This window comes from Algoriphagus chordae (assembly GCF_003254055.1).
GTDB lineage: Bacteria > Bacteroidota > Bacteroidia > Cytophagales > Cyclobacteriaceae > Algoriphagus > Algoriphagus chordae.
In genome coordinates, this window is the sequence record NZ_QKZT01000008.1 from 138,580 (window position 1) to 163,573 (window position 24,994).

Sequence of the window (24,994 nt, forward strand, 5' to 3'; positions counted from 1 at the left end):
TTTCTTACAACCATTGGAGACAATCTTCAACATATGAAATCAACAATTTTATTTATAGGATGCCTATTTGCACCAGCTTTACTATTTGCCCAAAATAGCATAAAAGGCCAGGTACAATCTGCATCCAACGAGCCTCTAATCGGGGCAAGTATCAAAGTTTTAGCAAAAGATCAAGGAGTCATCACCAATCTAGATGGCAAGTTTGAGTTGGAAAATGTGGCAAAATCCGATCGCCTAGTCGTGACCTATTTAGGCTATGAACCAGATACTATAGCACCGGTTTTTGAACAAGAAATGCACATCACTTTACAGGAAAGTGGAGAGGCAATGGATGAAGTCACCATTAGAGGCAGATCCGAGTCGGTGGTAGAAGAAGCCCCATTTCTCAATATTCTTATCAGTGAAAATGAACTTCAAAAAGCCGCTTGTTGCAACCTTTCTGAAAGTTTTGAGACAAATGCATCCGTAGACGTATCATTTGCTGATGCAGTCACTGGAACAAAAATGATCCAAATGATGGGTTTAGATGGCCGATATGTACTAATCAGCAGAGAAGGTATTCCGAATATCAGGGGTCTAAATTCCAGACTTGGCTTGACCTATGTACCTGGTACTTGGATTCAATCCATCGATGTGGGAAAGGGTGCTGGTTCTGTCATAAATGGCTATGAGTCCATGACTGGTCAGATCAATGTGGATCTATTCAAACCTGAAAGCATGGACACCTGGTATCTGAATGGCTACCTCAATTCCTTTGGAAGAATGGAAATCAATGCAAATCACCAGATTCCAATCAGTGATAAATGGAGCACAGGCTTACTATTTCACGTCAGTCAATTGAGTTCCGAAATCGACGGAAATGATGATGGTTTTATGGACATACCTAAAACCAGGCAGGTGAATTTCCTCAATCGCTATAAGTATGATGGAGATCGCCTGATGGCACAAATCGGTTTCAATCTATTTATGTCTGACAATGCAGGTGGGCAAAAAGGTTTTGATTTCAATAGTGATCTTTCTTCTAGCAGCATGTATGGCTATGAAATGGATACTCGAAAAGCTGAAATTTTCGGTAAACTTGGGATGATCTATCCTGATAAGCCGACCCAAAGCTGGGGTTTTCAATATTCGCTTTCGTACCAAGATTTCAATGGAGGAGCGGGTAGAAGAATTTACCAGGGGATAGAAAAAACAGTTTACGGAAATTTCATTTATCAGAACATATTAGGGTCAAGCTTTCACCAATACAAAACAGGAGCAAGTTTTCTTTACGACGACTTTGTTGAAACCTTTGATTCCAATTCTGCTACAGGGCTAGATACAGCGATGTATCGAACAGAAAAAGTACCTGGTCTCTTCTTCGAATACAATTTCATTCCAAACGATCGATTAACTTTAGTAGCTGGAGCAAGAACAGATTTCCACAATCTCTTTGGAACCTATTTTACGCCTAGAGTACATGCCCGTTGGGAAGCGATCCCAAATTGGACTCTGAGGGGATCAATTGGAAAAGGCTACCGAACTCCAAATGCTTTGATGGAAAACAGCTCTGTTTGGATTTCATCAAGAGAATTGGTTTACAATACCGAGTTACAACCCGAGGAATCATGGAATATGGGACTCAGCATAGCAGGAAATTTCACGATAGATGAGCGCCCTTTGAGTATAGTGGCAGATTATTTCTATACCGACTTTCAAAACCAGCTAGTGTACGATCGAGACATAAGTTCTGAGCTACTTGTGATCAATAATCTACACCATGGGTCCTATGCCAACAGTTTTCAGGTGGAAGTCAGTTATCCTCTCACCGAAGGACTTGACGCCAAAGCGGCTTACAAACATTACGAAATGATGATGACTACAAATGGCGTTCTTCAGCAGATGCCGCTGCAAAGCCAGGATCGCTTCTTTATGAATCTTTCTTATGCTACCAAATACGATAAGTGGAAGGCTGATATGACGCTAAACTGGAATGGTCCTATGCGAATTCCAAATACTTCTGACAGTCCTGTTGAATTTCAACAGCCTGCTGAGTCCCCTGATTTCTTTATGCTAAATGGGCAGGTAAGTCGAGGATTCCGATGGGGTAGCATTTACGTCGGAGGAGAAAATATATTAAACTTCAAACAATCAAATCCAATTATAGATCCTGAAAATCCTTTTGGCTCGAATTTCGATGCTTCCATGACTTGGGGGCCAATCGCCGGAAGAGTAATTTACACAGGGGTCAGATACAAAATAAAATAAACACATGAAAAAGCTAATCTTAACTTTCTTTATTGCGGCTTTTGCCTTTGCTGCGCAAGCCCAAGTTCAAACAATCGGCATCAAAACATCAGCAATTTGCGAGATGTGTAAGGAAACGCTGGAAAAGGATCTAACCTTCGAAAAAGGTGTAAAATCCGTAAATCTAGACCTAGACACTAAAGTATTGAACATCGCATACCTAGACTCCAAAACCAATCCAGATAAACTCAGAAAAAGAGTTACCATGGTAGGCTATAATGCAGACTCACTTAAACGTGATCCAAAGGCATACGCTAAGCTTGATGAATGCTGCAAAGACGGTGCACACGATGACGACATTCCGAAGAAAAAGGATAATTAAGCATACAGAAGCTCCTCAGAAATGGGGAGTTTTTTTTTGTGGTTTTTAACCGCTGAAGTTCATGGAGGACTCAATAGTAAGAACTTGGAGTTTTAAAAACAGATATCACCCTTTCAGGGTTTTTGAAAAAATCTGTAAGGGTGAACTATCTAAAATCGTTTCACCTCTTCGAGATTGTTTTTAAAAAAACATTAATTCTTAGTCCAACTAAATACTCACACCAGCACCAGCTCAAATGGTCTAAAAGTATCCAATAATGGATCGGAAGGATCAAGTTCTGTGACCAAGGTATGAACGGCCGTCATATCGCATGTTTTGTATTTTTGAACAGAGTGAAGCTTATCTGAGACCGTTAAGATTACCGTTTTTTTGGCAGCGCGTATCATTGCTTGCTTCACTTGGATCACTTCCCAGTCAAACTCTGTCAAGCCAAATTTCGCATCCAAATAACCCGTTCCGAGTATGCACATATCCACTCGAAGCTGTGAAAGCGCATTCACCACCGTTCCACCCACCGCAAATTTGGCATCATGCAGCAACTTTCCTCCTAAAAAAATCACCTCTACATTTTCATGCTCAAGCAAGGCCATCGCCACATGAAGGCTTGGTGTAAATACCGTTAGAACCAGTTTTTTGGGAATCAACTTCGCAACTTCCATATTGGTAGTGCCTCCACTCATCAGAATCACTTGCCCATCTGAAAGTAGCGAAACTGTCTTCTCCGCAATTGATATTTTCTTTGACTTCAGATAGATATTTCCATCGTCTTTGGTAAAGGTCATAAAGCCAAAAGAAGTCGCTCCACCATGCACTTTCTTAAGTTTCTTCTCTTGATCAAGTTCTTTCACATCACGTCTCACAGTGTCTATGGAGACATTTAGAGCATCGGATAGGTCGTTGAGCAAAACCCGATGATGCAGGTGCACCTGATCTAAAATATACTTCTGTCTTTCTTCTTTCAGCATGGAATAAAATCTTTCAGATTGGGAATCTAGCAAAAACAGCAAAAACTTGCAAGATTTCGAAGGTATTAGGAAATACTGGCAAAAAATAGCGGACGCAGATGCTCTATCCTCCAATTTTCTAGGTAGTTTAGCTTTGTAAAGCAATGCTGAAATCCCTGAATTTGAAGATCTAATCCCCCTCCAAAGCATGAAATCATGTTCATTTAAAAACATTTCATACCTACTTGGAATCGTTATTATCTCACTTTTCCAAAGTTCCTGTAGCCCAAAATCCACTTTTAGAATAATAGACAAACCGATTACTTGGAATCAGGAGCGAGAGGATCTTTCATTGAAATACTTGAAAGACCGTCATGGTTTGGATCAAGAAACTGCCACTATAAACCCCAGAATGGTGGTGGTTCACTGGACGGCTATAGACAATATAGAAGTCACCTTTGATGTGTTCGATCCTCCTATTTTGGGCGGACGAGCAGATTTGACTGGAGCAAGCAATCTAAATGTTTCAAGTCAGTTTCTGATTGATCGTGACGGCACGATTTTTCGACTATTGCCTGACACTACCTTTGCCAGACATACCATTGGATTGAATTACCTGGCAATTGGAGTTGAAAACATCGGTAGTGATGATATGCCTTTGACCAAGGAACAGTTGAAAGCCAATGAAGAATTGATCAGATATCTGGAAAGTAAGTATGAAATCGACTATGTCATCGGACACCTTGAATACCAAAATTTCCAAGCTACAGATCTGTGGAAAGAAGCTGACCCAGACTATCGCACCGTAAAAACCGACCCAGGAGAAGCTTTTATGAAGAAGCTGCGAAAGAACCTGATAGACTTAAATTTGAAACCTATACCAACGCTCTGATTACCCACTTATGAAATTCCTTTCTAGGCATCTCTTTATTATTCTGGCCTTTGCCCTGCTAATTTCTGCCTGTAAATCTCAAAAAAACACCACAACTGGAACTAGGCCTTCTGGCACTATAAACAGCTCCCCTTCCAGTCCTAATCCAGGCGCAGATCTTCCAGTAAAAAAATTGCCCTTAGCCCCTGTAGCCTTGCAGCCTTTGACTTTTCAAATGCCCGAAATGCCACGTGAATTCCGAGGAGTTTGGATCGCAACGGTAGCAAATATAGATTGGCCAACCTCTCCTAATGATTCTTATGCTAAGCAAAAGCAAGATTTCATCAACCTGTTAGATTATTACAAAAACCTGAATTTCAATGCGGTAATCGTCCAAATAAGAACTGCAGGCGATGCTTTTTACCCAAGTAATCTCGCTCCATGGTCCAAGTATCTGACAGGTAAACAAGGGAAGGCTCCAAGTACAACAGAAAATCCACTAACCTGGATGATCAACGAATCTCATGCTCGAGGATTAGAATTTCATGCCTGGCTCAATCCGTATCGGGCTACAATGAATCTCAACACTTCTGATCTCAGCCCAGAACACGATTATAATTTACATCGAGACTGGATGCTGAAATACGACACCAAATATTACTACAACCCAGGCCTTCCTGAAGTAAAAGCCCATTTGCTGGCTGTGATCAAGGAAATAGTCGATAATTATGACATCGATGCTATTCACTTTGACGATTACTTTTACCCATACAAAGTCGCGAAGTTGGATTTCCCTGACAAAACCACTTATAACAAGTACAAAAAACCTGGACAGTCTCAAGACGATTGGAGACGGGACAATGTAAACCAGTTGATCCTTGCACTCAACCAAACGATAAAGCAAAGTAAGCCTTGGGTACAGTTTGGAATTTCCCCCTTTGGCGTATGGAGAAATCAAAGTATGGATCCAACAGGCTCTCCTACCCGCGCTGGACAGACCAATTACGATGACCTTTATGCAGATGTATTGCTTTGGATGAAAAATGACTGGGTAGACTACATGTTGCCTCAACTCTACTGGAGCATGGATCATAAACTCGCTTCACATAGAATCCTCAATGACTGGTGGGCAAAAAATCATTACAATACCAATGTTTATATAGGCAATGGTCCATACAAAATCCGAGAAGATTCCGATGATGCCTGGGATGATCCTCGCGAAATAAACAAACAAATATCCTACACTCGAACGCTTCCTACTATTCAAGGAAATGCCTTTTTCTCGGCAAAATCCATGAAATTAAAAAATCAGGATGTCGCTCAGCTGCTGAAAACTGAATTGTACAATGAGCCAACTTTGCCACCAGCTTTTCAGCCCAAAAGCCCCTCGATCATAGATACCCCAGTGGTGTTCTCTGTGGAAGCAAATTCCGAATTGACTTCCATACGTATGGCAAATCCACTCGACCCAGCTATTCGCTATGCCTTGATCCAAGGTGCCAATGAGCTGGATCAACTTGCTGATTCGGAAATTCATCCGGTATGGGTAGGAGGCTTACGTGCGAGAACATTGGAAGTCAAAAGCCTGAATACAGAATTCCTTGCCATACGATGGATTGACCATTATGGCAGAATAGTCCAAACTCAAGTTTACCAAATTCCTTAAATCTACGCACATGAAAGACATGCTTGTCCGATTGATCGGTTTACCTGATGTCTCTTTGGAAGAAGCGCGACTCGTAAAAAAAGAGAATATCGTCTTTCGCAGAGCCATCGCACCAGAGAAACACCTAGTTAGTTTGTGGGTTTTGGAGCATTTTGGCGAGTACTGGCAGTCTGAAGTCGAGGTGGCTTTCAGCAGACAACCTGTGGCTTGCTGGCTTGCGCAAAGAGGAAATGACATTCTGGGATTTGCTTGCTACGAAAGTACTGCAAGAAACTTCTTCGGACCTACTGGCACAGATGAAGACGAAAGAGGAAAAGGAATAGGCAAAATTCTGCTTATCAAATCCCTGGAATCCATGCGAGAAATGGGCTATGGCTATGCTATCATAGGCGGCGTCGGTCCGGCAGAATTTTATGAAAAGACAGTGAACGCAAAAACAATAGAGGGATCAGAAGTCAGTATCTATGAAAATCTGATCCGAAAATCATGAGTAATTCCAACAAAAGAACTCCATGGATCTGGATTCCCTCCCTCTATATGACCGAAGGAGTTCCTTATATAGTCATCATCGTCGTATCGGTGATTATGTACAAAAAGCTAGGCGTTTCCAATGCAGACATCGGTTTGTACACGAGTTTACTCTATCTCCCTTGGGTAATCAAACCTATCTGGAGTCCAATAGTAGATCTTTTTGGCACCAAGAGAAAATGGTTTCTCAGTATGCAATTGGTCCTAGCCCTTGCTTTTTTGGGAGTTGGTCTGACTACTGGAGGAAGTAATTTCTTCTACATGACTTTGGCGTTTTTCTGGATGGGCGCTTTTGCCTCTGCGACAAATGACATTGCCTCCGACGGCATGTATCTGATCGCTTTGAAACCCGAGCAGCAATCCTTTTTCGTAGGACTTCGTGGCACATTCTATAGAATCGGGATGATCACAGGTCAAGGATTGATCGTGATGGTGGCGGGCTATCTGGAAACCAGTTTGGGTGATAACAGCAAAGCTTGGTCTTGGACGATGATTATCGTGGGAGCATTGATGCTTTTACTTACAGCAATTAATTTCCTAGCTACGCCAAAAATAGAGGAGGAAGCACCTGATAAACCTGCACGAGAAGCGAGTTTTGGCAAAGTATTCTCAACCTTTTTCACCAAGAAAAACATCGGAATCTCGCTGGCATTTGTACTTGTCTATAGACTTGGTGAATCTCAATTGGTGAAAATGGCTTCTCCGTTTTTACTAGATGTCAAAGAAAAAGGAGGATTGGCATTAAGCACGTCGGAAGTTGGGTTTATGTATGGAACGATCGGCGTGATCGCTTTGCTGCTTGGGGGAATTCTCGGTGGAATAGCCATCTCCAGAGATGGATTGGGTAAGTGGATGATCCCGATGGCTCTTTCTCTCAACCTACCCAATCTGCTTTACATAGGATTGGCACATTTCCAACCCGAGAATATTTTCTTCGCAGGTACTGTCGTAGTCATCGAGCAATTTGGCTATGGTTTTGGCTTCGCTGCCTATATGATCTTCCTTATTTACTTAGCAGAAGGGCTTTTCAAAACGTCGCATTATGCACTGGCGACCGGCTTTATGGCTATGGGAATGATGTTTCCGGGGATGCTATCTGGCTATATCCAAGAATGGCTTGGCTACACTGGATTCTTCATCTGGGTGGGAATTGCTATGATTCCTGCACTAGCGATTGCTGCGAGTGTTAAGTACCCGAGGGAATTTGGGAAAAAGCTTGAGTGATTTCGGAAGCACTCGATCCAACTTCGTTATTCAAAATTCATCATTTTTCATTCATTATTTAAATTTCGAATGATGAACGTAGAATGATGAAGTTTCATTAAGTCTATGCTAATTGAAAAACAATGAACCAACACCAAAAAATAGCTCAATGCTTCTCCCCTGCCGCATTTATTCATGATTCGGAGGAAAACTATCTCGCTATCGAGAGCTTAATTCGAGAGCAAGAAATAGGAGGATTGACATTTTTTCATAGCCGACATTCAGCAGCGGCCAACTTCGAAAAACGTGCTGAAGTCCTGGATGTGAGTGGGACTTTGGAGAAGATGATTGCACTCATCAATCGCTATCAGGCTATTTCGAAAATCCCTCTGCTGATCAGTATTGATGGAGAATATGGCTTGGCCATGCGCATCGAAAAAACTCCTCAGTATCCATTTGCGATTACGCTTGGTGCTATCGATGAAAACTCTGCAGAACTTATTGAAGAAGTAGGTTATAGAATGGGCCTGGATATGAAAGCTGCCGGAGTACATCTCAATCTTGCTCCTTGCTCTGATGTAAACACGAATCCGGACAATCCCGTAATTGGCTACAGATCCTTTGGAACAGATCCGCAAAAAGTCGCTAATCTTTCACTCGCAATATATCAGGGTATGAAAAGAGCTGGAATTGGAGCTTGCCTGAAGCATTTCCCCGGTCATGGTGATACACAGACAGATTCCCATCTAGGACTGCCAGTAATTCAGAAAACAAAAGAAGAGCTGGAAAAAGAAGAACTTTTACCTTTTCAATTTGGAATAGACCAAGGTGTAGATATGATCATGGTTGGTCACTTAGCCGCTCCAGCTTTGTCTGAAGGAAAGGAAATCGCATCCAGTATAAGTCGAGAGATCATTACAGACTTACTTAAAACCGAAATGGGTTTTAAGGGAATAGTGATTTCCGATGCACTGAACATGAAAGCCGTGGCTGACTTATTTCCCGAGCCAGGACAATTAGAATGGGAAGCCTTCAACGCAGGAAATGACATTCTCTGCTTTTCTGATCATGTGAAAGAAGGAATAGAAAAAATCGCTGAACATGCTTCTGATGAAGAAATTGATGCTGTTTTCGAGAAGATCTGGAAGCTTAAGGAGAAGCTAGGCGTTTTTGATTTCAAAGAATTGGAGCTCCCAACATTTGATTGGGAAAGACATGCTGAGCTGCAAACCAAACTTGCAAATGAATATGTTTCAGTAGTTTGTGGGAGAATAGATTCTGAAGAATTGAAGAGACTGGCAAGAGAGTGGAAGCTTGCACACCAGAGCTTTTTTGGAGAAGCAAAGACAACTTTCTCAACAATTCTTAATAATAAATATGCTTCAGATTTAAGTGAAATCTCAATTGATGAAGCCGAAAAAGTCATTATCTCTCTTTTTGTTCCTTCTCACAAGCCTTTGAATCAATTCGGGATGGATGAAAAGGTATTGGCTGAAATCAAAAATCTAGCTCAAGCAACGTCCTGCATGTTGGTTCACTTCGGGAATCCATTGGCTCTAAAACATCTGGGAAACCTGACTGATTTTGAAGCTGTAATTTGTGGGTTTCAAAGTTTCGAGGAAGCTCAGGAGGTTGCCTGTAATTTTTTTTAACCACGGAGCACGCTGAGTCCCGTTAGCTAACAGGACCGAAGAAAGCTACCGAGAATCCAGATTCAACCCTTGCGTAAGCCGGATTTAGGAAAATGGAATTTGCTTAAATAACTAACTATGCTGCTTCTGGAGAAGCAGCATAAAACTAAAATTGGGACCTCTGCGTATCCTCCGTGCCCTCAGCGGTAAAAACCAAAAAGCCGGCTCCCTTGCGGAAAACCGGCTCTAAAAGAAATCATCACGCAGTTGCAACTGGGTTAATCAGTTATAGCTACATTCTGACTTCTTATGCTTAAAGATCCTCTAATTCGATTTCAGCTTTTACAAGGATAGCATCTTCTTTATGATCTTTCACCTTGCCCAAAGTTTTATCAGCAAAATCCTTCAAAGAGTTGTTCTCTCCGTTGTCCTTTTGATTTTCATACATTGACATGGAATCATTGAGCAAATCTATTTGAAATTCAATAAAGGCCATATCGAAATCCTCTCCGCTCATCATTTCCAATTCATCATATTTCGCCTGCATAGCAGCAGAAAGGTCATTAGAAATCTCTACATCAGTATCAGCCAATAAGCCTTCTAGCTCGGCTTTACTTTCTGTATTTTCAGATGCAAGCATAGTTCCATATTCTAATACAGAGTCATCCTCTCCATTATCCAGTGCCAATTGTCCAAAACTGATTTGGGCGTTTAGGTTTTCAGAGGAGGAAATCGCAAAATTTCTATCCTGCTGATTGTAGGTATTCAGGATAGGATCATCATCTTCATTTTCGCAGGAAGTCATTCCTACAAGGCAAAACGAAGAAAGCAGTACAGCTCCAGTGATTTTTGCTTTTCTACTGAAGTTTTTGGCTGCGGGTTGGTTTACATTACTTGTTCTCATAAGAAAATTAGTTGGTTTAGTGTTCACCACTATTCTTACAAGTACCATTCCCATGGTGTTTAAAGCGATTAAGGCCTCCTTCAGCAAATCCCACTGTGTAAAGCTTACTCAGTATGTTGAAGCTTTTACGCTATTAGAAGTTTCGATCTGTCATTGTTCCACGAGCTCCCAAATCTCAAATGGATAGTAGTCTAACTCCTCTTCCTCATTAGCTACCTTCACAAGAACTCTGTTATTTGGAAGCGTCATTTGAATCAGTCCGGAAGGAATAGTCAACTCTCCTGGTAGTTGAACTCCGTCTTTAAAAAGTATTACTCTCTGAAATTCAGGATCGAACATCCAAAACGGTTTTTCCTCACTTTTCCTCAGTTCATTCGCTGCTTCCGAAATCTCCTTCACATAGATCAGTCCCAACAAATCGGAGTCGAACTTTAAAATTTTTTGATTTCTGGAATAAAGAGGTGATTTATTAGAAAGACCCAAATTTGCCTCTCTGAGTGGAATATCATCTAAAGCTTTAAAGAATTCATGTTTGACCGGGATTCTTTGAATTACGTTCCAGTTGATGGGATTGTAAACAGTGATTTCATTATCTATGGAAGTAGTGAAATACAAATTGCTATTCTGCGCATCAATTGTAAATATTGGATTAATGCTCACTGGGAAAACTTCGTCTTCTATCCCTTCAAATACTTTTCTGCTGGATAATGGAATCGCTGACTGGATTATTTGACTACCTGCATCATAGTATTCAATCATGTCCATTTTCATTGGGACATCATTAAATCCCCTATTATTTAGGTTAGAACCATTTACTATGAATGAAACATCATTCCCTCTTGTCAAAGGAACAAACTTAGACCTTGGCCCAGAAACAACTATAGTTGTTTTAGGCTCAAATCTCACCTTGTTTAACCTATTGAATTGGGTATCATATTTCACCAGTTCCAGTGACGACTGAACAAATACATCACCCTCTGGGGAAAAACCCATAGCCAATGCCGATGATTGATAATCTTCCGGACCTTCTCCTTGACGCTTTTCGCTGGCCATAATATTCCCATTTGCATCGAAAACGGCTAGCTCTATCCCTTCAGATCGCTTATCTATAAAGCCGACAAAAATATCTCTCTTGGGATCGTAATCCCTTATTCCAACTTCAGCAAGGCTCTCTACACGGATTTCTTTAACTTTTTTGAACGTATATTCCTGAGCAGAAAGTGTGAATGATAAAAAAGTAGTATTAACAACTAGAGAACTGACCAGTAGAATGTTTTTCATGGGGTTTATTGATTGAATAACAATATAACTAAGCCCTTCAAAAAAAACGTAAACCAACGTTTATTTCTCCACCCCAAACTCATAGACAATCTCATGCACATACTTTTCTCCGGGAGCTAAGGTTGTCGATGGAAAGCTAGGCTTATTAGGACTGTCTGGCCAGGCTTCTGGCTCTAAACAAAGTGCCCAGTGCGGCTGATAAAACTTTCCATCCGCCCCAGCAAAATCCTTCATATGATTAGAAGTGTAAAGCTGCACTCCAGGGGCAGTTGAGTAAACTTCCATCACACGCCCACTGTCTGGGTGCTTGACAATCGCTATTTTCTTGAGTTCGGAGGAGTTTTCTCTCTTCGTTACATAATTATGATCGAAACCTTCACCCAGGGCATCCAACTGAGCACCAAGATTCTTTGGAGTTTGGAAGTCAAAAGGCGTCCCGGCAATGGCTTTAATTTCCCCAGTAGGAATCTGTCCTGGACCGCCCGGAGTAATGGCATCAGCGAAAATCTGCAACTCATGATCCCGAACATCGCCAGTGATTCCACTTAAATTGAAATAGGAATGATTCGTCAAGTTGACTACAGTTTTCTTGTCAGTGATAGACTCAAAACGAAGTTTCAACTCATTTGTACTTGACAATTCCATCCAGAGTGTAGTTTCCAAATTACCTGGAAAGCCTTCTTCCCCATCCACACTTAAATAGTACATCTTCACTCCTATTGCATGATCGGTCTTATAGATTTCTGGCTTCCATACTTTCTGTCCAAAGTCTTTTGTCCCACCATGAAGGGTATTCTCTCCATTGTTTTTTGTGATATGAAAGGTGTCTCCATCAAGCTTAAATGACGCAGAACCAATTCGATTTGCATACCGACCAATAGCGGCACCCAGATGCGGGCCATTCTTAGTAAAGTAATCTGGGATGGTCTCCAGCGCCAACACCACATTTTCGAGCTTACCTTCCTTGTCTGGCGTGTATATTCGAGAAATCACACCACCAAAATTGGTCATCTCCACCTGCATAGTACCATTGTCTAGCGTATAATGAAAAACATCCTGGCCTACCCAAGTACCTACTTTTTCTCCTTTGATGGATAAGCTTACTCCTTCTTGAATCACTGTTGTTTTGGTTTGAGATTGACAGACAGAGCCTGAAATAAGCAGTGCTGCAAGTATAATTTTGGATTTTAGATTCATGGGATGTGATTGGAAAAATGGAAAATTCAAGATTGGAAAATTATGATGAAAGTCAAAAGTGCTTTGCTAAATAAGAATGATTAAGTCGAGATGAATAGTAGTCCTAAGGAGCCTCGTAAATAGTATTCCTGAAATCTAAATCAATTTATCATCTTTTATAATTAGCTTCTATCCTATCAAGCTGCCTTTTTAGCTCATCCCGGTCATATATTTTTCCTTTCATTACTACCATAAATGGCTCTTTTAAGGTATTCAGATCTTCCAAAGGATTGTTCTCTACCAGCACAAAATCAGCCGAGGCCCCGGCCTTAATAACTCCCCACTGCCCTTCTTGCTCAAAATATCTCGCTGGATTTACAGATCCAGATTTCAAAATCTCATAATTTGACATGCCTGCTTTCGACATCAATGCTATCTCATGATGAATAGAAAAACCGGGTACATTAAAAACCTGTGGTGAATCCGAACACATCAAGACTGGAACTCCAGCTTCATGAAGGGTCATTAATAATTCATTCCTGAATTCCAGATAAGGCTGCACATTCTCCTTTGTCAAAACACCAGCTTTCTCATACGGAGTCTTGGCATTGATCCAATTTTGAACTTGCTCTGCAGACATGTATTTCATTTCTGGAACATTTCGATAGTCTTCTGCAGGTGTTGAGCCAAAATACCGGTCAAAAAGTGTCAAGGTCGGTGCGATCCATGCCTTAGTTTCCAAAGTTAAATCCACCAAAGCCGGAAGCTTGCTCAGATCAGTCTCATCGACCAAAAGCATGGTGAAAGGGCCAGCGATTTTAGAATCCAATACTCGAGAATAATCTGGTATCAGGGCTTCAATGTAGCCATCCATATGCTCGATTGACTTGTAGCCACCTTTTAAACTAGCTTCCAAGCCAACATTCAGAGACACATGGCCACCAAAAGGAATCTCAAGTTCCTGCGCAGTCTTGGAAATTGCCAAAAACTCATCCATCTCCAATCCAGGATGCAATTTCAAGTGATCATATCCCGTAGCTTTTTCATCTCTGACCATCTGCTCAGCTTGTGTAGGTGAAGAAACTGATCCCCCACTAAATGAAGGTCCAGACAAAAACAATCTAGGCCCATCCAGTTCGCCTGCATCTATTCTAGCTTTGAGAGGCAAATGCGAAGCATGACCGATCATTCCTCGCACACGCAATACACCATTGGCCAAGTACAGCCACATTGCCTCCTCTTGGAGTTGTGTGTCACCATTTTGAGCAACAGGGATATGGGAATGAAACTCTGCCAATCCTGGATACACATAAGCTCCCTTGCCGTCTATGACCAGCTTACCATCAAAATCGAAAGGCTCAGACATGGAGGTAATGTTGAGGATTTTGCCATCCCCCACCAGAATTGCCTGATTCCTGAGCAGCTCCTCATTCTCCATGGATACAATATTCACATTGGTGATAAGATAATTCTGAGCATTCCCAGAAGAAAGGAAAATCAAGGAAAATAGTGCCAAGAGTAGTTTTTTCATATAAAAAGCTGAAGATGAGAAGGATTCAAGTTCGTATATAAACTAACTTAAAGCAATTCTTTCCTAAAAAATCATCAACTAGAACTGAAAAAGTCTTTCCAAATTATTGCTACTAATGACAGATTGATTTGAAGACACCGAAAATTGATCAGTTTGAGAAATTCGAGAACCTTTCGAATTCGAGACTCTCGTCTCTCAAGTGCTCAAGGTGACCAAATTATGGTTCCATACCAAATTACTGTCATTTCATTATTGTATGTTCAAAGATTAATTAAAACTCAGTATCAGTTATTTACTGCTGCTTGGGACCTTCAAATACCTGAGCGATTCTGATAGCATTTCCTCAGGAGTTTGATTAATACTCAGTTTGAGTCCATAGGATGGCTCTTCCCAAGTGGCAAATTGCGAATCCAGCATTCCAGCTTTCATATAGTGGTTTTTGCGGGCAAGCATCCTTCTCCAAATCAAATCTCTACTTCCTTTAAGATGAATCCAGTGCACTCCTTCATTGACCATCAGAATTTGTCTGTAACTTTCTTTCAAAGCAGAACATGCCAATACCGCACCGCTGTTTTTCTCAGACTTGATCAAAAGCTCCGCTAAGGCATGTAACCAAGGCATCCTATCAGCATCATTTAAAGGATGGCCCTGTGACATTTTTTCGATATTTTCTTTAGGATGAAAATTATCTGCATCAAAAAAAGGTAGATCCAAGGCCTCCGCTAAGCCAGACCCAATAGTTGTTTTGCCTGTTCCTGAGACTCCAGTGACGATTATTAGCATGCACGAAAGTTAAGAAAAAAAATCTCAGATAGTCAAAGGCTAGCTCTGACAAGAAAAAGTACTTCAATTACACTTTCTTAGTATGGCTAAGGATTAAGAAAGCCCCTATCAAACAGAGAAAAATGCAAAGATGCAGCTGAATCCAAGCAACTATTTGCAGTCAAACACAAGTCTTAGAACTTTCAAGATTAAACTTTCATAAAATTTTTATTAAAGTTCGTTTTATTAAAAAACATTTTTTAGATTTGTTTAAGTATGTTAGCAAAGTGAAAAATGTATAGATGCTAGCTTTTGACCTGATAGTCTCTTAGACTTTCGATTCAAATAATCATCATAACACATTGACTGACTACTACTTAATAACAGAATGCAATAAATAGTCCCACTAAATAAACCTGCTCAAACAGTATGCTAAGTAAGTATCCGCTTTCAGAAGTTGAAAAAAGTTTTCTTAAGGAATCTGGTGTTGAGAAGATCAGCACACTTATTCCATACCTTCAAGTTGACAATTTTCCTAAACTAGGCTTGCTAACTGCTTGCCGATTTTTGGAATGGGCAGCTGCAAATCCAGAAGGTGTTATCAGTTTACCAACTGGTAAGACACCCGAATTTTTTATCAAGTGGACGCAGTTCCTACTTGAAAACTGGGATAATAAAAAAGGTAAAGAAGTTCGCGAAAAATATGGTTTAGGTGACACCAAAAAACCTGTTTTGAAAGATCTGACTTTTGTACAGATTGATGAATTTTATCCGATTTCTTCCAAGCAGAATAATAGCTTTTACGATTACGTAAATAAGTTCTATATCCAAGGTTTCGGTTTGTCCAAAGAAAAGGCAATCCTAATCAATTCTGATGAGATCCCTCTGGCAAATGGTCTTCACTTCAGCAAGGTATTCCCAGACTTGAAGGTTGATCTTTCCTTGAGATTCAGAGATCCTCAGAATGAAGAAGAAAAACTACAGCAGCAATCTATCTACATGATTGACCAGTGGTGTGGAGAATACGAGCAAAAAATTAGAGATGCTGGCGGAATAGGCTTCTTCCTCGGTGGTATTGGCCCAGATGGTCACATTGCCTTCAACACAAGAGGTTCTCACATGTTCTCTGTTACTAGATTGACAGAAACCAATTTTGAAACTCAGGCGGTAGCAGCTGGTGATCTTGGGGGAATAGAGATTTCTTCCAACAGACTTGTAATTACGATCGGCCTAGACACTATTGTTTACAATCCAGATGCAGTAGCAATTATCATCGCAGCCGGTGAAGCAAAAGCAGGCATCGTAAAAGATTCCTTAGAAACACCGCTTAACAACGTCTTCCCAGGTACAGTTTTACAAAAGCTGAAAAATGGTAGATTTTACGTCACCAAAGGTGCTGGTGTAAAACTGACAGATTCGGTAGATGCATACTATGAGAAAGGCGAATGGACTTGGGAAAAGACAGAACGATCAGTAATTGACCTGTGTAAGAAGCTAGGCAAATACGGTCATCGTATTAAACTATCAGATCTTAAAGCTGATAAATACACCAAATTGATTCCTGATTTGTCTGAGGACACTGTAAATCAAGTGATCACAAGCATTGAAAACAAGCTTTCCAAAGGGCTTGAACAAGAACGAAACGAGGTGTTGCTGCATACAGGACCACACCACGATGATATTTCATTAGGTATCCTTCCGCATATCACCAACCAGCTGCATGAGCCAACTAACGAAGCTCACTTCTCTGTATTGACTTCTGGTTTCACGGCTGTGACCAACACATTTGTAATCGATACGCTCCAGTCAACCAAGAGACTTTTGGATGAGGGAAAAATTCAAATGGTCCACTACGATGACTTCTTTGATGTCGGCTACAAACTAAAGACTGACAAGGATGTTTATCACTACCTAACCAATGTAGCGTCTGAAAATGCAAATGCTAGATTGAGAGGACTTTGCCATCGAGTAGTTCGAGCTTTGGTGATCGTCTATGACATCAAAAACAAAACTCAACTTAGAGAAACAATCAATGAGGTCATCAGTATTCTAAAGAATAGCTATGATGGTGAGAAAAACTCTTCCAAAATCCAGAAGCTCAAGGGCATGATTCGGGAATTTGAAGAAGAACTGGTATGGGCTCACTTTGGTGTTCAGGTGAAGAATGTGCATCACCTCAGACTAGGTTTCTATACTGGGGATATTTTCACAGAACAACCAGACAAAGATCGCGATGTAGAACCGATCGTGGAAATGTTTAGAAAAGTTAACCCTACGAAGATTAGTTTAACGCTCGATCCAGAAGGTTCTGGTCCAGACACTCACTACAAAGTGCTTCAGGCAACTGCTGCAGCGGTGAAAAAGTGGGGAGAGGAAAAAGATATTTCTGATCTAAGAATCATCGGTTACCGAAATGTCTGGTTCAAGTTTGAGCCACATGAGGCCAATGTAATCGTTCCTGTTTCTCTTGGTGATATGTCAGTAATGGAAGATTCCTTTGCCAATTGCTATATGAGCCAGGTAAACGCTTCATTCCCGAGTTACTCTCACAATGGTAAATTCAGTACCGTAGCGAAGAGAATCTGGGTGGATCAGCTTGATGCTATTCAGCTTTTGCTAGGCAAAAACTTCTTCTACCAGCATGAGAGAGCCAAAGTTAGATCTAGTCATGGATTGATTTTCTTCCGAGATATGAATGTGGAAGAATTCCTAGCTACCGCAAGAGAGCTAGAAAAGTCTATAGAAGGAATGCTTTAATAGAAAAAAAACCAGGCATTGGCTGATTGAAAACTCGATCAGCCAATGCTTTTGTAATAAACCTAACAACCTTATTATTAGTAGCGAATGGAAAAAGCCATTTTAGGATTAGACATCGGAGGCACCGGAATTAAAGGTGGTGTACTAATTAATGGACACTTGGAAGATATCCGATCCATTGCTACACCTGCGAAGGAAAGTAAAGCTTTTATTCTCGAGACAATCGCAGAATTCATAGAAACATATTTGGAATATGATCTAGCGGGGATAGGTATTGGTATACCAGGCTTAGTCGATGTGAAAGAAGGTATAGTTTTAGGACTATCCAATATCCCAGCTTTTCAGCATGTGGAGCTAAAGAAATTTTTATCGGAGCGATTTTCAAAGCCGATTTTCATAAATAATGATGCCAATTGCTTTGCTTCTGGTGTCCATAAATTCGGTGTGGGACGCCAATTCAATCATCTAGTTGGACTGACCTTAGGAACTGGCATTGGAGGCGGTATCGTCATCAATGGCCATCTATACAGCGGAGTCAATTCAGCGGCAGGAGAATGGTGTAGTGCAGCGTATTTAGAGCATGACTTTGAGCATTATTGTAGTGGGAAGTTTTTTGAAAAATACTACCAGAGTAAACCAAAAGCGCTTGCCAAACTTGCACTCAAAGGTGATCCAGTTGCCATTCAAGCATTCGATGAATTTGGACATCATTTAGGGGAATTGATCAAGCATATATTGTATGCCTTGGCTCCAGAAGCTATAATTTTGGGAGGTTCGATCAGAAAGACCTACCCACTATTCAAAAAATCAATGTTCAAATCATTGTCAACATTCAGCTATCCTACCGTACTGGAAAGACTACAGATTTTACCTTCAGAAATGGATGAAACTGGAATTCATGGGGCTGTAGCCTTGGTAGAATTCGAAAAGGAAGTTGTTACTAATTAAAGGTTAATTTGGTTTGTGGTTTAGAAAGATGGCTTTTCATAGGGCCATTTTTTTTTTGCCTAAAAGCTTTTTCCCCAGTTATGTATATCCGCTTTTCTACCAGTAAGGTGGCAAAAGCAATGTAAGATATGTTAAACTTAAAAATTGAGGCCACTTCAGCCTGTCCCGTTAGTACGGGAGTCTTCGGTCATCGGTCTTCCAGCCTGATAAGCAAAGAATCTAAGGTGACTGGCTTCATTGCGGATAATCATATTCCCAGTATATCAGAACGCTTCAAAAATCCCTAAAAGCGATTCTTTAGTCAGATGAATTGACAACTCATTCCTCAATAAATGCAGCTATCTCAGCTTTGATACCTTCAAAGTGTTTTTTCAAACCCTCGTAATTTCCCGCTTCTACCAACTTTTTATCTATCAATGAACTGCCCATCCCTACCCCTATCGCTCCCGCTTCAAAGAATGATTTGATATTTGACTTTGACACTCCTCCAGTAGGAAGCAATTTGACTTGATCCAAAGGCCCTAGCACATCCTTGATAAACTGAACCCCCAATTGGGTAGCAGGGAAAAGCTTTACGGCTGAGGCTCCCAGAGACCAAGCTTTATGGATTTCGGTAGGAGTATAAGCACCGGGGAAAATCGGGATATTCTCATCTACTGCATGCTCGATGACCGTCTCATCTATAATCGGAGTCACTATAAACTGTGCCCCTGCATCAATAGCCTCTCTAAGTTCGCTCAATTTGCACACCGTGCCAGCTCCTATATTTAGGGATGGGAATTTGCTTCTCAGCGTATTAATCATCGAAGCAGCCCCAGGAGTATTCATGGTGATTTCCAGCGTAGTAAATTCAGCATCTTCATAAGCCTGAGCTATTTTCAGAACAGTTTCAAGCGCTTGCCCTCGAATGATCCCTACAATTGGTGCCTCCTTATAGCGTTTCCAAAAAATTGAAGTTGAAGTTTCCATGTGGTTTTGGGTTGCTTGATAAATGGGTGGTTGATTCTACAAGATAAAAACTGCCAGCTGAAGTTCAAGTAATATATTCAAGGCAGGTAGGAAAGCTAAATTTTCCAGATTAAAGCAAATCCTATCAATTTCAAAGAAAGTCCAGGGCAGCGTCAAAACCTAAAAAGCCCAATCCTAAATTAGAATCGGGCTTAGTTTGATGTTCAATTTCAAATTAGAAACTTCAACTCTTTTTTCACTATTTCGTCAGCGGTTTATCACGCTGCATTTCCATCATATCTACAGGCGGAGGAGTATTGTCTCCTAGCAAATGCTGCACAAAGTAATCCCCACTTCTCCAGAAGAAATACTCTGTCATATCTCCATAGCCATGTCGTTGATCTGGAAGAATAACCAATTCAAATCGCTTACCTGCTTTGATCAGCGCCCTAGCCATGCGTATGGTATTGGCTGGATGCACATTGTTATCTGCTCCTCCATGAGAAAGCATCAAGTGTCCTTTTAGGTTTTTGGCCAGGTCTGGATTCTTGTCTATCTGATAGATAAAAGTCGTATCTCCTTTAGCATTGATCTGTTCTTTGACGCCATGATGTTTTTCCGACCACCAGCGATTGTACACGCTATTGTCATGATTTCCAGCAGAGGAAACAGCCACTTTGAAGAAATCTGGGTAAACCAACATTGCCGCTGTGGACATAAATCCTCCACCTGAATGCCCATGAATTCCCACTTTTGATTTATCGATAAAATCATATCGATCTGCCAACTGCTCCACAGCAGCTTTTTTATCCGCCAAACCATAATCTCTCAAATCTCCATAGCCATAATTATGATACCACTTGGAGCGCCCAGGATGTCCTCCTCTATTTCCTAGCGTGATCACCACAAAACCAAATTGTGCCAATCGATCCGTTCTATCCATTCTTGCCGAAAAAGCCTTGTCTACAGCTTCAGTTTGCGGTCCAGGATAGACATATTCTATGATTGGATATTTTCGGGTTGAATCAAAATCAAATGGCTTATACATCACACCGTACAGGTCTGTGATACCATCATCAGCTTTGAAGGTAAAAGGCTCTGGGAATTGATAGCCTGTGGCAAAAAGATTAGACAAATCAACTGTCTCCAAATCCATCACCTTGTTACCAGCCTTATCTTTCAGCACGGCTACTGGGGTAGTATTGACTCTGGAATAATTATCTACAAAGAAGCTGGCCCCATCGTTGATCTCACTGGAATGATTGAAATCTCCAGAGTTCAACAGAGAAATCGAACCTCCATCCAAGCTGACACTATATAAATGCTCGTAGTATGGATCTTCACCTTTTTCTCGGCCATTTGCTACGAAATACAACTTCCTGCCTTTCTCATCCACTCTCGCTACTCGATCTGTGTGAAAAGCCCCTTCGGTCAACTGACGCTTCAAGCTGCCGTCCTTGCCATAAAGGTAAAAATGCCCCCAACCATCACGCTCAGACCACCAGACAATTTCATTGTCCAAAATCTCAGGTTTCAAGAAGTCAATGTAGGTGTTACTACGCTCTTCTATCACCACTTCCTTTTCATTGGTTTTCAGGTTCCACCTACAGATATCTACACGCTTCAAATCTCTGGAAGTGATGGAGAAATAAAACTCATCCAAGTCGCCAAGCCAAGTTGTTGCTCGAAAATCATCGTCTCTGGAGCTTTCAGTGGCATTGGTATTATAAATATTGAGAGACTGATCCTTGAAGGTAGCCACAGGTAAATTGGATAATTCTTCCGAACCAAACGAGTAATGAAGCAAATACGTAATCGGCTGCTCCTTATCGCCAGGCATTGCATATTTATAGGTTTCCAAAGTAGGTCTTGGGTTCTTTGTATTATGAAGTACCCATAGCTCTTTCACTTTGCGCTGATCAGTTCTGGTCATTACAAACTGCTCCGAATCAGCACTCCAATATGCCCCTGCACGCTTGCGCTTATCCTTATTTTTTTCTGTCTCTTCGTTATCCTCACCTCTTCCGCTAAAGCCGTATTCGAAGTCTTCCTCCCCATCCTCAGTCAACTGATGTTCTACAATTGTACTATCCTTTTCATCTTTAACAGCTTTCAGGAAGTTTTCCTTATCCATCCAGTAGAGATTATTTTGCTTCGCAAAAAGTACTTTGGAAGAATCTGGAGATATATTCGCCCAAGCCAGACGCTTAGGATCTTTCTCTGCATCTACTATTTCTGTGAGCTGCTGATTGCTGATGGAGTAATGAAAAACAAAGGTCTTTTTCTCCATTGAATCTTTCTTGCTCTTATCTTTCTCCTTGATTTCCGCCCAGTCCTTTTTCAGCACCTCTTCTGTGCCTTTCACCTTGAACTTGATGGTGTTTTCATCTTCTAGAAACTTCAAATCATCCAACTCCAGATGCTGACCATCTACAGGATCCTTGGTGATTTTAGTGATCTCCATCGCCAGTTTATCCTTATCAAACAATTGAGTTTTGGTCTTTTTTACTGGATCTACCAGATACCAGTTTTTACCATTACTAGTTTCAAACTCATACCAAAACCGATCGGACTTCTTTAACCAATGTGGATCAACTCGAGTAGAGAAAACCAGTTTTTTCATTTTCTCAGGAGAAAATCGAGCTACCAATTCATAATTGCCTTTGTAAACCTGCTCTTGCGAAAAGCCTGTTTGCAAAGTCATCAAAAATACTAATGCGAGTAATGTTTGCTTCATAGTTGTGCTATTTGAGTAAACGAATCTAATTTAAAGCATAAAAACTGTTAGCACCATTAATGTAAAATCTAGACTTAGCCCTTAAGCAGTTGATTAAACAACAGATATAAAACAACTAGAAGTGAAGGCTAAGTCATTTACACATAGAAATTCTATTACTATTATTTAGACAAAATATAAAATTGACTCCTACATATTATTAACTATATAATTTTGTATTTTTAACTGAATTAGAATTTAAGCACATGGCGCTGCCCAATACTTTTAAGAGATTTCTTTTCAAATCAAGCCTAATTCCCCCACGTAATTGGCGAAAAGCTGCTATAGTATTGGTGGCAACAATTATAGGTTTAGGATTTTTTATTTTGAAAATGAGCAATGCAGCTTCCTACCTTTCTGATGATCCACAAGCATGTGTGAACTGTCACATCATGACTCCACAGTACATTACCTGGACACACAGCTCGCATCGTGAAGTCACCGATTGTAATTCTTGTCATGTACCGCATAATAATGTGGTCAACAAATACTACTTCAAAGCCATGGATGGTCTGTATCATGCCTCAGTATTCACGGCACGGATGGAACCTGAAGTTATCGTCGCCAAACAAGCCTCGGCCAATGTGATTCAAAACAACTGTATACGCTGTCATCAGGATCAGGTAACAGACGCCAAAACTGAAGCCTATGTATCAGATCACATGGAAAATAGAACTGGCAGAACCTGCTGGGAATGTCACCGAGAAGTCCCTCATGGTAGAGTAAGGAGTCTTTCTTCCGTCGGAGCACAAATCGAACCTATTAAAGAATATAGCCCAAAAGATCTTTCAATAGTACCCTCATGGCTCAAAGAATCAATGGATAATTCTAAAACATCAAAATAAGCGATTATGAAATCGAGCATAATTCAAACTTCACTTAGAGGAATGACAATAAAATATGCGAGACTCCATGTGACCTCCAAAACCTAAATTAAAAACACATGAAAAACTGGATACTTTTCTTGGGAACAGCAGTGGTAGTGTTTCTGCTTGCCCTACTGGCATTTAATATTTTTGATCGAAAAAACGAAGCAAAATTTGCATATCAGCCTCAAGTTCAGCTGCAAGGAATAGAGCCACGTGATTCTGTATGGGGAGAAAACTTCCCTCGACAATACCAATCTTATATGAAGACCAAAGACACCACTTTCGTAAGTCTTATCAATAGTGGTGGTACTAAAGACATGTTAGCTGCTGATCCTGACCTGGTCATTCTTTGGGCAGGCTACGCTTTCAGTAAGGAATACAATGCTCCCCGAGGACACGCTTACGCAGTGAATGATGTCACTAAAATCTTACGTACCGGTGCGCCGATGAAGCCAGGAGATGGCCCAATGCCGAGCACTTGCTGGACATGTAAAAGCCCAGATGTACCAAGACTCATGAGTGAAATCGGGGTAACAGAATTCTACAGCAGTAAATTTTCAGATTTTGGGTCTGAAATCATCAACCCCATAGGTTGCGCCGATTGCCACAATCCTGAAACGATGAAGCTCACTATCACCAGACCTGCTTTGATTGAAGCGTTTGAAGCTATGGGCAAGGACATCAATGAGTCCTCTCATCAGGAAATGCGCTCATTGGTTTGTGCGCAGTGTCATGTGGAGTATTATTTTGACAAGAAAAAGCCAGATGCAGAAGGAGCCAATTACCTGACTTTCCCTTGGAAAGACGGTATGGACGTAGACAACGTCGAAGCCTATTATGATGAAATTGAATTTGCTGACTGGGTAAATCCACTTAGCAAAACGCCAATGCTAAAGGCTCAGCACCCAGATTATGAGATCTATGCCCAAGGTGTACACGCAAAGCGAGGAGTGAGCTGTGCAGATTGCCATATGCCTTATCAGACTGAGGGCGGTCAGAAATTTACCAATCACCATATCGGCTCTCCGCTTTCCAATGTAGAAAATTCTTGTTTCGTATGTCACAGAGAGAAAGTGGACGATCTTATTTCGGATGTATATGAGCGCCAGCGAAAAGTGAAAGAAGGAACTTCCACACTTCAGCGTCAAGTAGCAATGTCGCATATAGAAGCACAGAAAGCTTGGGAACTTGGAGCTACTGAAGCTCAAATGAAAGACATCCAAATGGGTATCCGTCACGCACAGTGGAGATGGGATTACTCAGTTGCATCCCATGGAGCAGCATTCCATGCTCCCTTGGAAACTAGCAGAATCGTAAGTTCGGGCATGGCGATCATCCAAGATACCCGGCTTGAACTAGCAAGACTACTTTCTAGCCTAGGTTTCAATGAGCCAGTGCCGATGCCAGATTTCGAAAACAAGGAAGCTCTTCAAGAATATGTAGGCTGGGACATTCCTGCTGACAAGGCTTCTAAAGCAGAATTCTTGGAGCAAGTAGTTCCTCAATGGCTCAAAGCCGGTAAGGAAAGAGAAGCTAAGATGGAAGTCAAAACCATCAGCAGCTCCAATTAAACCAGATCTTAGCTCAATTT

At 41.0% G+C, this 24,994-nt stretch carries 19 protein-coding genes; 11 read left to right on the forward strand and 8 right to left on the reverse strand.

What is annotated here, in order from left to right; all coding sequences use genetic code 11:
- Window positions 1–33: 33 nt before the first annotated feature.
- Both LV85_RS10660 and LV85_RS10665 read left to right on the forward strand, forming a co-directional pair.
- On the forward strand, window positions 34–2,247 hold the full coding sequence (locus LV85_RS10660; RefSeq protein ID WP_111319173.1) for a TonB-dependent receptor plug domain-containing protein: 2,214 nt from the start codon (window positions 34–36) through the stop codon (window positions 2,245–2,247).
- A gap of 4 nt (window positions 2,248–2,251) precedes the next feature.
- Window positions 2,252–2,608, forward strand: coding sequence for a heavy-metal-associated domain-containing protein (locus LV85_RS10665; protein ID WP_111319175.1), 357 nt, complete (start codon window positions 2,252–2,254; stop codon window positions 2,606–2,608).
- A gap of 215 nt (window positions 2,609–2,823) precedes the next feature.
- Here LV85_RS10665 and LV85_RS10670 read toward each other — a convergent pair whose 3' ends face one another.
- A complete protein-coding gene (locus LV85_RS10670; RefSeq protein ID WP_111319354.1) occupies window positions 2,824–3,573 on the reverse strand; it encodes a DeoR/GlpR family DNA-binding transcription regulator in 750 nt (249 codons plus the stop codon).
- Window positions 3,574–3,760: 187 nt separating this feature from the next.
- Here LV85_RS10670 and LV85_RS10675 point away from each other — a divergent pair, with 187 nt between their 5' ends.
- The 5 genes from LV85_RS10675 (at window position 3,761) to LV85_RS10695 (ending at window position 9,472) form a co-directional block, all read left to right on the forward strand.
- A complete protein-coding gene (locus tag LV85_RS10675; protein ID WP_111319177.1) occupies window positions 3,761–4,444 on the forward strand; it encodes an N-acetylmuramoyl-L-alanine amidase in 684 nt (227 codons plus the stop codon).
- A 10-nt stretch (window positions 4,445–4,454) separates the two neighbouring features.
- On the forward strand, window positions 4,455–6,089 hold the full coding sequence (locus LV85_RS10680; protein WP_245942258.1) for a glycoside hydrolase family 10 protein: 1,635 nt from the start codon (window positions 4,455–4,457) through the stop codon (window positions 6,087–6,089).
- A 10-nt stretch (window positions 6,090–6,099) separates the two neighbouring features.
- Complete coding sequence (locus LV85_RS10685) at window positions 6,100–6,579, forward strand: GNAT family N-acetyltransferase (RefSeq protein ID WP_111319179.1); 480 nt, start codon at window positions 6,100–6,102, stop codon at window positions 6,577–6,579.
- On the forward strand, window positions 6,576–7,841 hold the full coding sequence (locus tag LV85_RS10690) for an MFS transporter (RefSeq protein ID WP_111319181.1): 1,266 nt from the start codon (window positions 6,576–6,578) through the stop codon (window positions 7,839–7,841). Before LV85_RS10685 ends, LV85_RS10690 begins: the two co-directional genes overlap by 4 nt.
- 122 nt (window positions 7,842–7,963) lie before the next feature.
- Window positions 7,964–9,472, forward strand: a complete 1,509-nt coding sequence (locus LV85_RS10695; RefSeq protein WP_111319183.1) for a glycoside hydrolase family 3 protein — start codon at window positions 7,964–7,966, stop codon at window positions 9,470–9,472.
- A gap of 292 nt (window positions 9,473–9,764) precedes the next feature.
- Here LV85_RS10695 and LV85_RS10700 read toward each other — a convergent pair whose 3' ends face one another.
- The 5 genes from LV85_RS10700 to LV85_RS10720 form a co-directional block, all read right to left on the reverse strand.
- On the reverse strand, window positions 9,765–10,355 hold the full coding sequence (locus LV85_RS10700) for a DUF4142 domain-containing protein (protein ID WP_158531168.1): 591 nt from the start codon (window positions 10,353–10,355) through the stop codon (window positions 9,765–9,767).
- Window positions 10,356–10,505: 150 nt separating this feature from the next.
- Entirely contained in the window at window positions 10,506–11,636 is a 1,131-nt protein-coding gene (locus LV85_RS10705; protein ID WP_111319187.1) for a hypothetical protein, read from the reverse strand.
- 60 nt (window positions 11,637–11,696) lie between these two features.
- Complete coding sequence (locus LV85_RS10710; protein ID WP_111319189.1) at window positions 11,697–12,833, reverse strand: aldose epimerase family protein; 1,137 nt, start codon at window positions 12,831–12,833, stop codon at window positions 11,697–11,699.
- A gap of 148 nt (window positions 12,834–12,981) precedes the next feature.
- Window positions 12,982–14,343: an amidohydrolase family protein gene (locus LV85_RS10715; protein WP_111319191.1), complete on the reverse strand. Its 1,362-nt coding sequence runs from the start codon at window positions 14,341–14,343 to the stop codon at window positions 12,982–12,984.
- Window positions 14,344–14,631: 288 nt separating this feature from the next.
- Window positions 14,632–15,126, reverse strand: a complete 495-nt coding sequence (locus tag LV85_RS10720; RefSeq protein WP_111319193.1) for a gluconokinase — start codon at window positions 15,124–15,126, stop codon at window positions 14,632–14,634.
- Between the two features lie 408 nt (window positions 15,127–15,534).
- Between LV85_RS10720 and LV85_RS10725 the strand changes: the two genes are divergently transcribed.
- Together LV85_RS10725 and LV85_RS10730 are read left to right on the forward strand one after the other, a co-directional pair.
- Window positions 15,535–17,862 carry a PIG-L family deacetylase gene (locus tag LV85_RS10725; RefSeq protein ID WP_111319195.1) on the forward strand — a complete coding sequence of 776 codons (2,328 nt, stop codon included), beginning with the start codon at window positions 15,535–15,537 and terminating at the stop codon, window positions 17,860–17,862.
- Window positions 17,863–17,949: 87 nt separating this feature from the next.
- Window positions 17,950–18,810 (forward strand): ROK family protein, encoded by an 861-nt coding sequence (locus tag LV85_RS10730; protein ID WP_111319197.1) that lies wholly within the window; start codon window positions 17,950–17,952, stop codon window positions 18,808–18,810.
- Between the two features lie 318 nt (window positions 18,811–19,128).
- Here the strand turns inward: LV85_RS10730 and LV85_RS10735 are convergent, their stop codons facing one another.
- Together LV85_RS10735 and LV85_RS10740 are read right to left on the reverse strand one after the other, a co-directional pair.
- Window positions 19,129–19,779, reverse strand: a complete 651-nt coding sequence (locus LV85_RS10735; RefSeq protein ID WP_111319199.1) for a bifunctional 4-hydroxy-2-oxoglutarate aldolase/2-dehydro-3-deoxy-phosphogluconate aldolase — start codon at window positions 19,777–19,779, stop codon at window positions 19,129–19,131.
- Window positions 19,780–20,017: 238 nt separating this feature from the next.
- Window positions 20,018–22,495 (reverse strand): S9 family peptidase, encoded by a 2,478-nt coding sequence (locus LV85_RS10740; protein WP_111319201.1) that lies wholly within the window; start codon window positions 22,493–22,495, stop codon window positions 20,018–20,020.
- 245 nt (window positions 22,496–22,740) lie between these two features.
- On the opposite strand from LV85_RS10740, the gene nrfH reads away from it, so the two are divergent.
- Both nrfH and nrfA read left to right on the forward strand, forming a co-directional pair.
- Window positions 22,741–23,379, forward strand: a complete 639-nt coding sequence (gene nrfH / locus LV85_RS10745) for a cytochrome c nitrite reductase small subunit (RefSeq protein ID WP_111319203.1) — start codon at window positions 22,741–22,743, stop codon at window positions 23,377–23,379.
- A gap of 98 nt (window positions 23,380–23,477) precedes the next feature.
- Window positions 23,478–24,974: an ammonia-forming cytochrome c nitrite reductase gene (nrfA, locus tag LV85_RS10750; RefSeq protein WP_111319205.1), complete on the forward strand. Its 1,497-nt coding sequence runs from the start codon at window positions 23,478–23,480 to the stop codon at window positions 24,972–24,974.
- Window positions 24,975–24,994: the final 20 nt, after the last annotated feature.

What these genes read in the sequence shown, in the direction of transcription:
- LV85_RS10660 (WP_111319173.1), top strand. Translation starts at nt 34, where the DNA reads ATGAAATCAACAATTTTATTTATAGGATGCCTATTTGCACCAGCTTTA.
- LV85_RS10665 (WP_111319175.1), top strand. Translation starts at nt 2,252, where the DNA reads ATGAAAAAGCTAATCTTAACTTTCTTTATTGCGGCTTTTGCCTTTGCT.
- LV85_RS10670 (WP_111319354.1), bottom strand. Translation starts at nt 3,573, where the DNA reads ATGCTGAAAGAAGAAAGACAGAAGTATATTTTAGATCAGGTGCACCTG.
- LV85_RS10675 (WP_111319177.1), top strand. Translation starts at nt 3,761, where the DNA reads ATGAAATCATGTTCATTTAAAAACATTTCATACCTACTTGGAATCGTT.
- LV85_RS10680 (WP_245942258.1), top strand. Translation starts at nt 4,455, where the DNA reads ATGAAATTCCTTTCTAGGCATCTCTTTATTATTCTGGCCTTTGCCCTG.
- LV85_RS10685 (WP_111319179.1), top strand. Translation starts at nt 6,100, where the DNA reads ATGAAAGACATGCTTGTCCGATTGATCGGTTTACCTGATGTCTCTTTG.
- LV85_RS10690 (WP_111319181.1), top strand. Translation starts at nt 6,576, where the DNA reads ATGAGTAATTCCAACAAAAGAACTCCATGGATCTGGATTCCCTCCCTC.
- LV85_RS10695 (WP_111319183.1), top strand. Translation starts at nt 7,964, where the DNA reads ATGAACCAACACCAAAAAATAGCTCAATGCTTCTCCCCTGCCGCATTT.
- LV85_RS10700 (WP_158531168.1), bottom strand. Translation starts at nt 10,355, where the DNA reads ATGAGAACAAGTAATGTAAACCAACCCGCAGCCAAAAACTTCAGTAGA.
- LV85_RS10705 (WP_111319187.1), bottom strand. Translation starts at nt 11,636, where the DNA reads ATGAAAAACATTCTACTGGTCAGTTCTCTAGTTGTTAATACTACTTTT.
- LV85_RS10710 (WP_111319189.1), bottom strand. Translation starts at nt 12,833, where the DNA reads ATGAATCTAAAATCCAAAATTATACTTGCAGCACTGCTTATTTCAGGC.
- LV85_RS10715 (WP_111319191.1), bottom strand. Translation starts at nt 14,343, where the DNA reads ATGAAAAAACTACTCTTGGCACTATTTTCCTTGATTTTCCTTTCTTCT.
- LV85_RS10720 (WP_111319193.1), bottom strand. Translation starts at nt 15,126, where the DNA reads ATGCTAATAATCGTCACTGGAGTCTCAGGAACAGGCAAAACAACTATT.
- LV85_RS10725 (WP_111319195.1), top strand. Translation starts at nt 15,535, where the DNA reads ATGCTAAGTAAGTATCCGCTTTCAGAAGTTGAAAAAAGTTTTCTTAAG.
- LV85_RS10730 (WP_111319197.1), top strand. Translation starts at nt 17,950, where the DNA reads ATGGAAAAAGCCATTTTAGGATTAGACATCGGAGGCACCGGAATTAAA.
- LV85_RS10735 (WP_111319199.1), bottom strand. Translation starts at nt 19,779, where the DNA reads ATGGAAACTTCAACTTCAATTTTTTGGAAACGCTATAAGGAGGCACCA.
- LV85_RS10740 (WP_111319201.1), bottom strand. Translation starts at nt 22,495, where the DNA reads ATGAAGCAAACATTACTCGCATTAGTATTTTTGATGACTTTGCAAACA.
- nrfH (WP_111319203.1), top strand. Translation starts at nt 22,741, where the DNA reads ATGGCGCTGCCCAATACTTTTAAGAGATTTCTTTTCAAATCAAGCCTA.
- nrfA (WP_111319205.1), top strand. Translation starts at nt 23,478, where the DNA reads ATGAAAAACTGGATACTTTTCTTGGGAACAGCAGTGGTAGTGTTTCTG.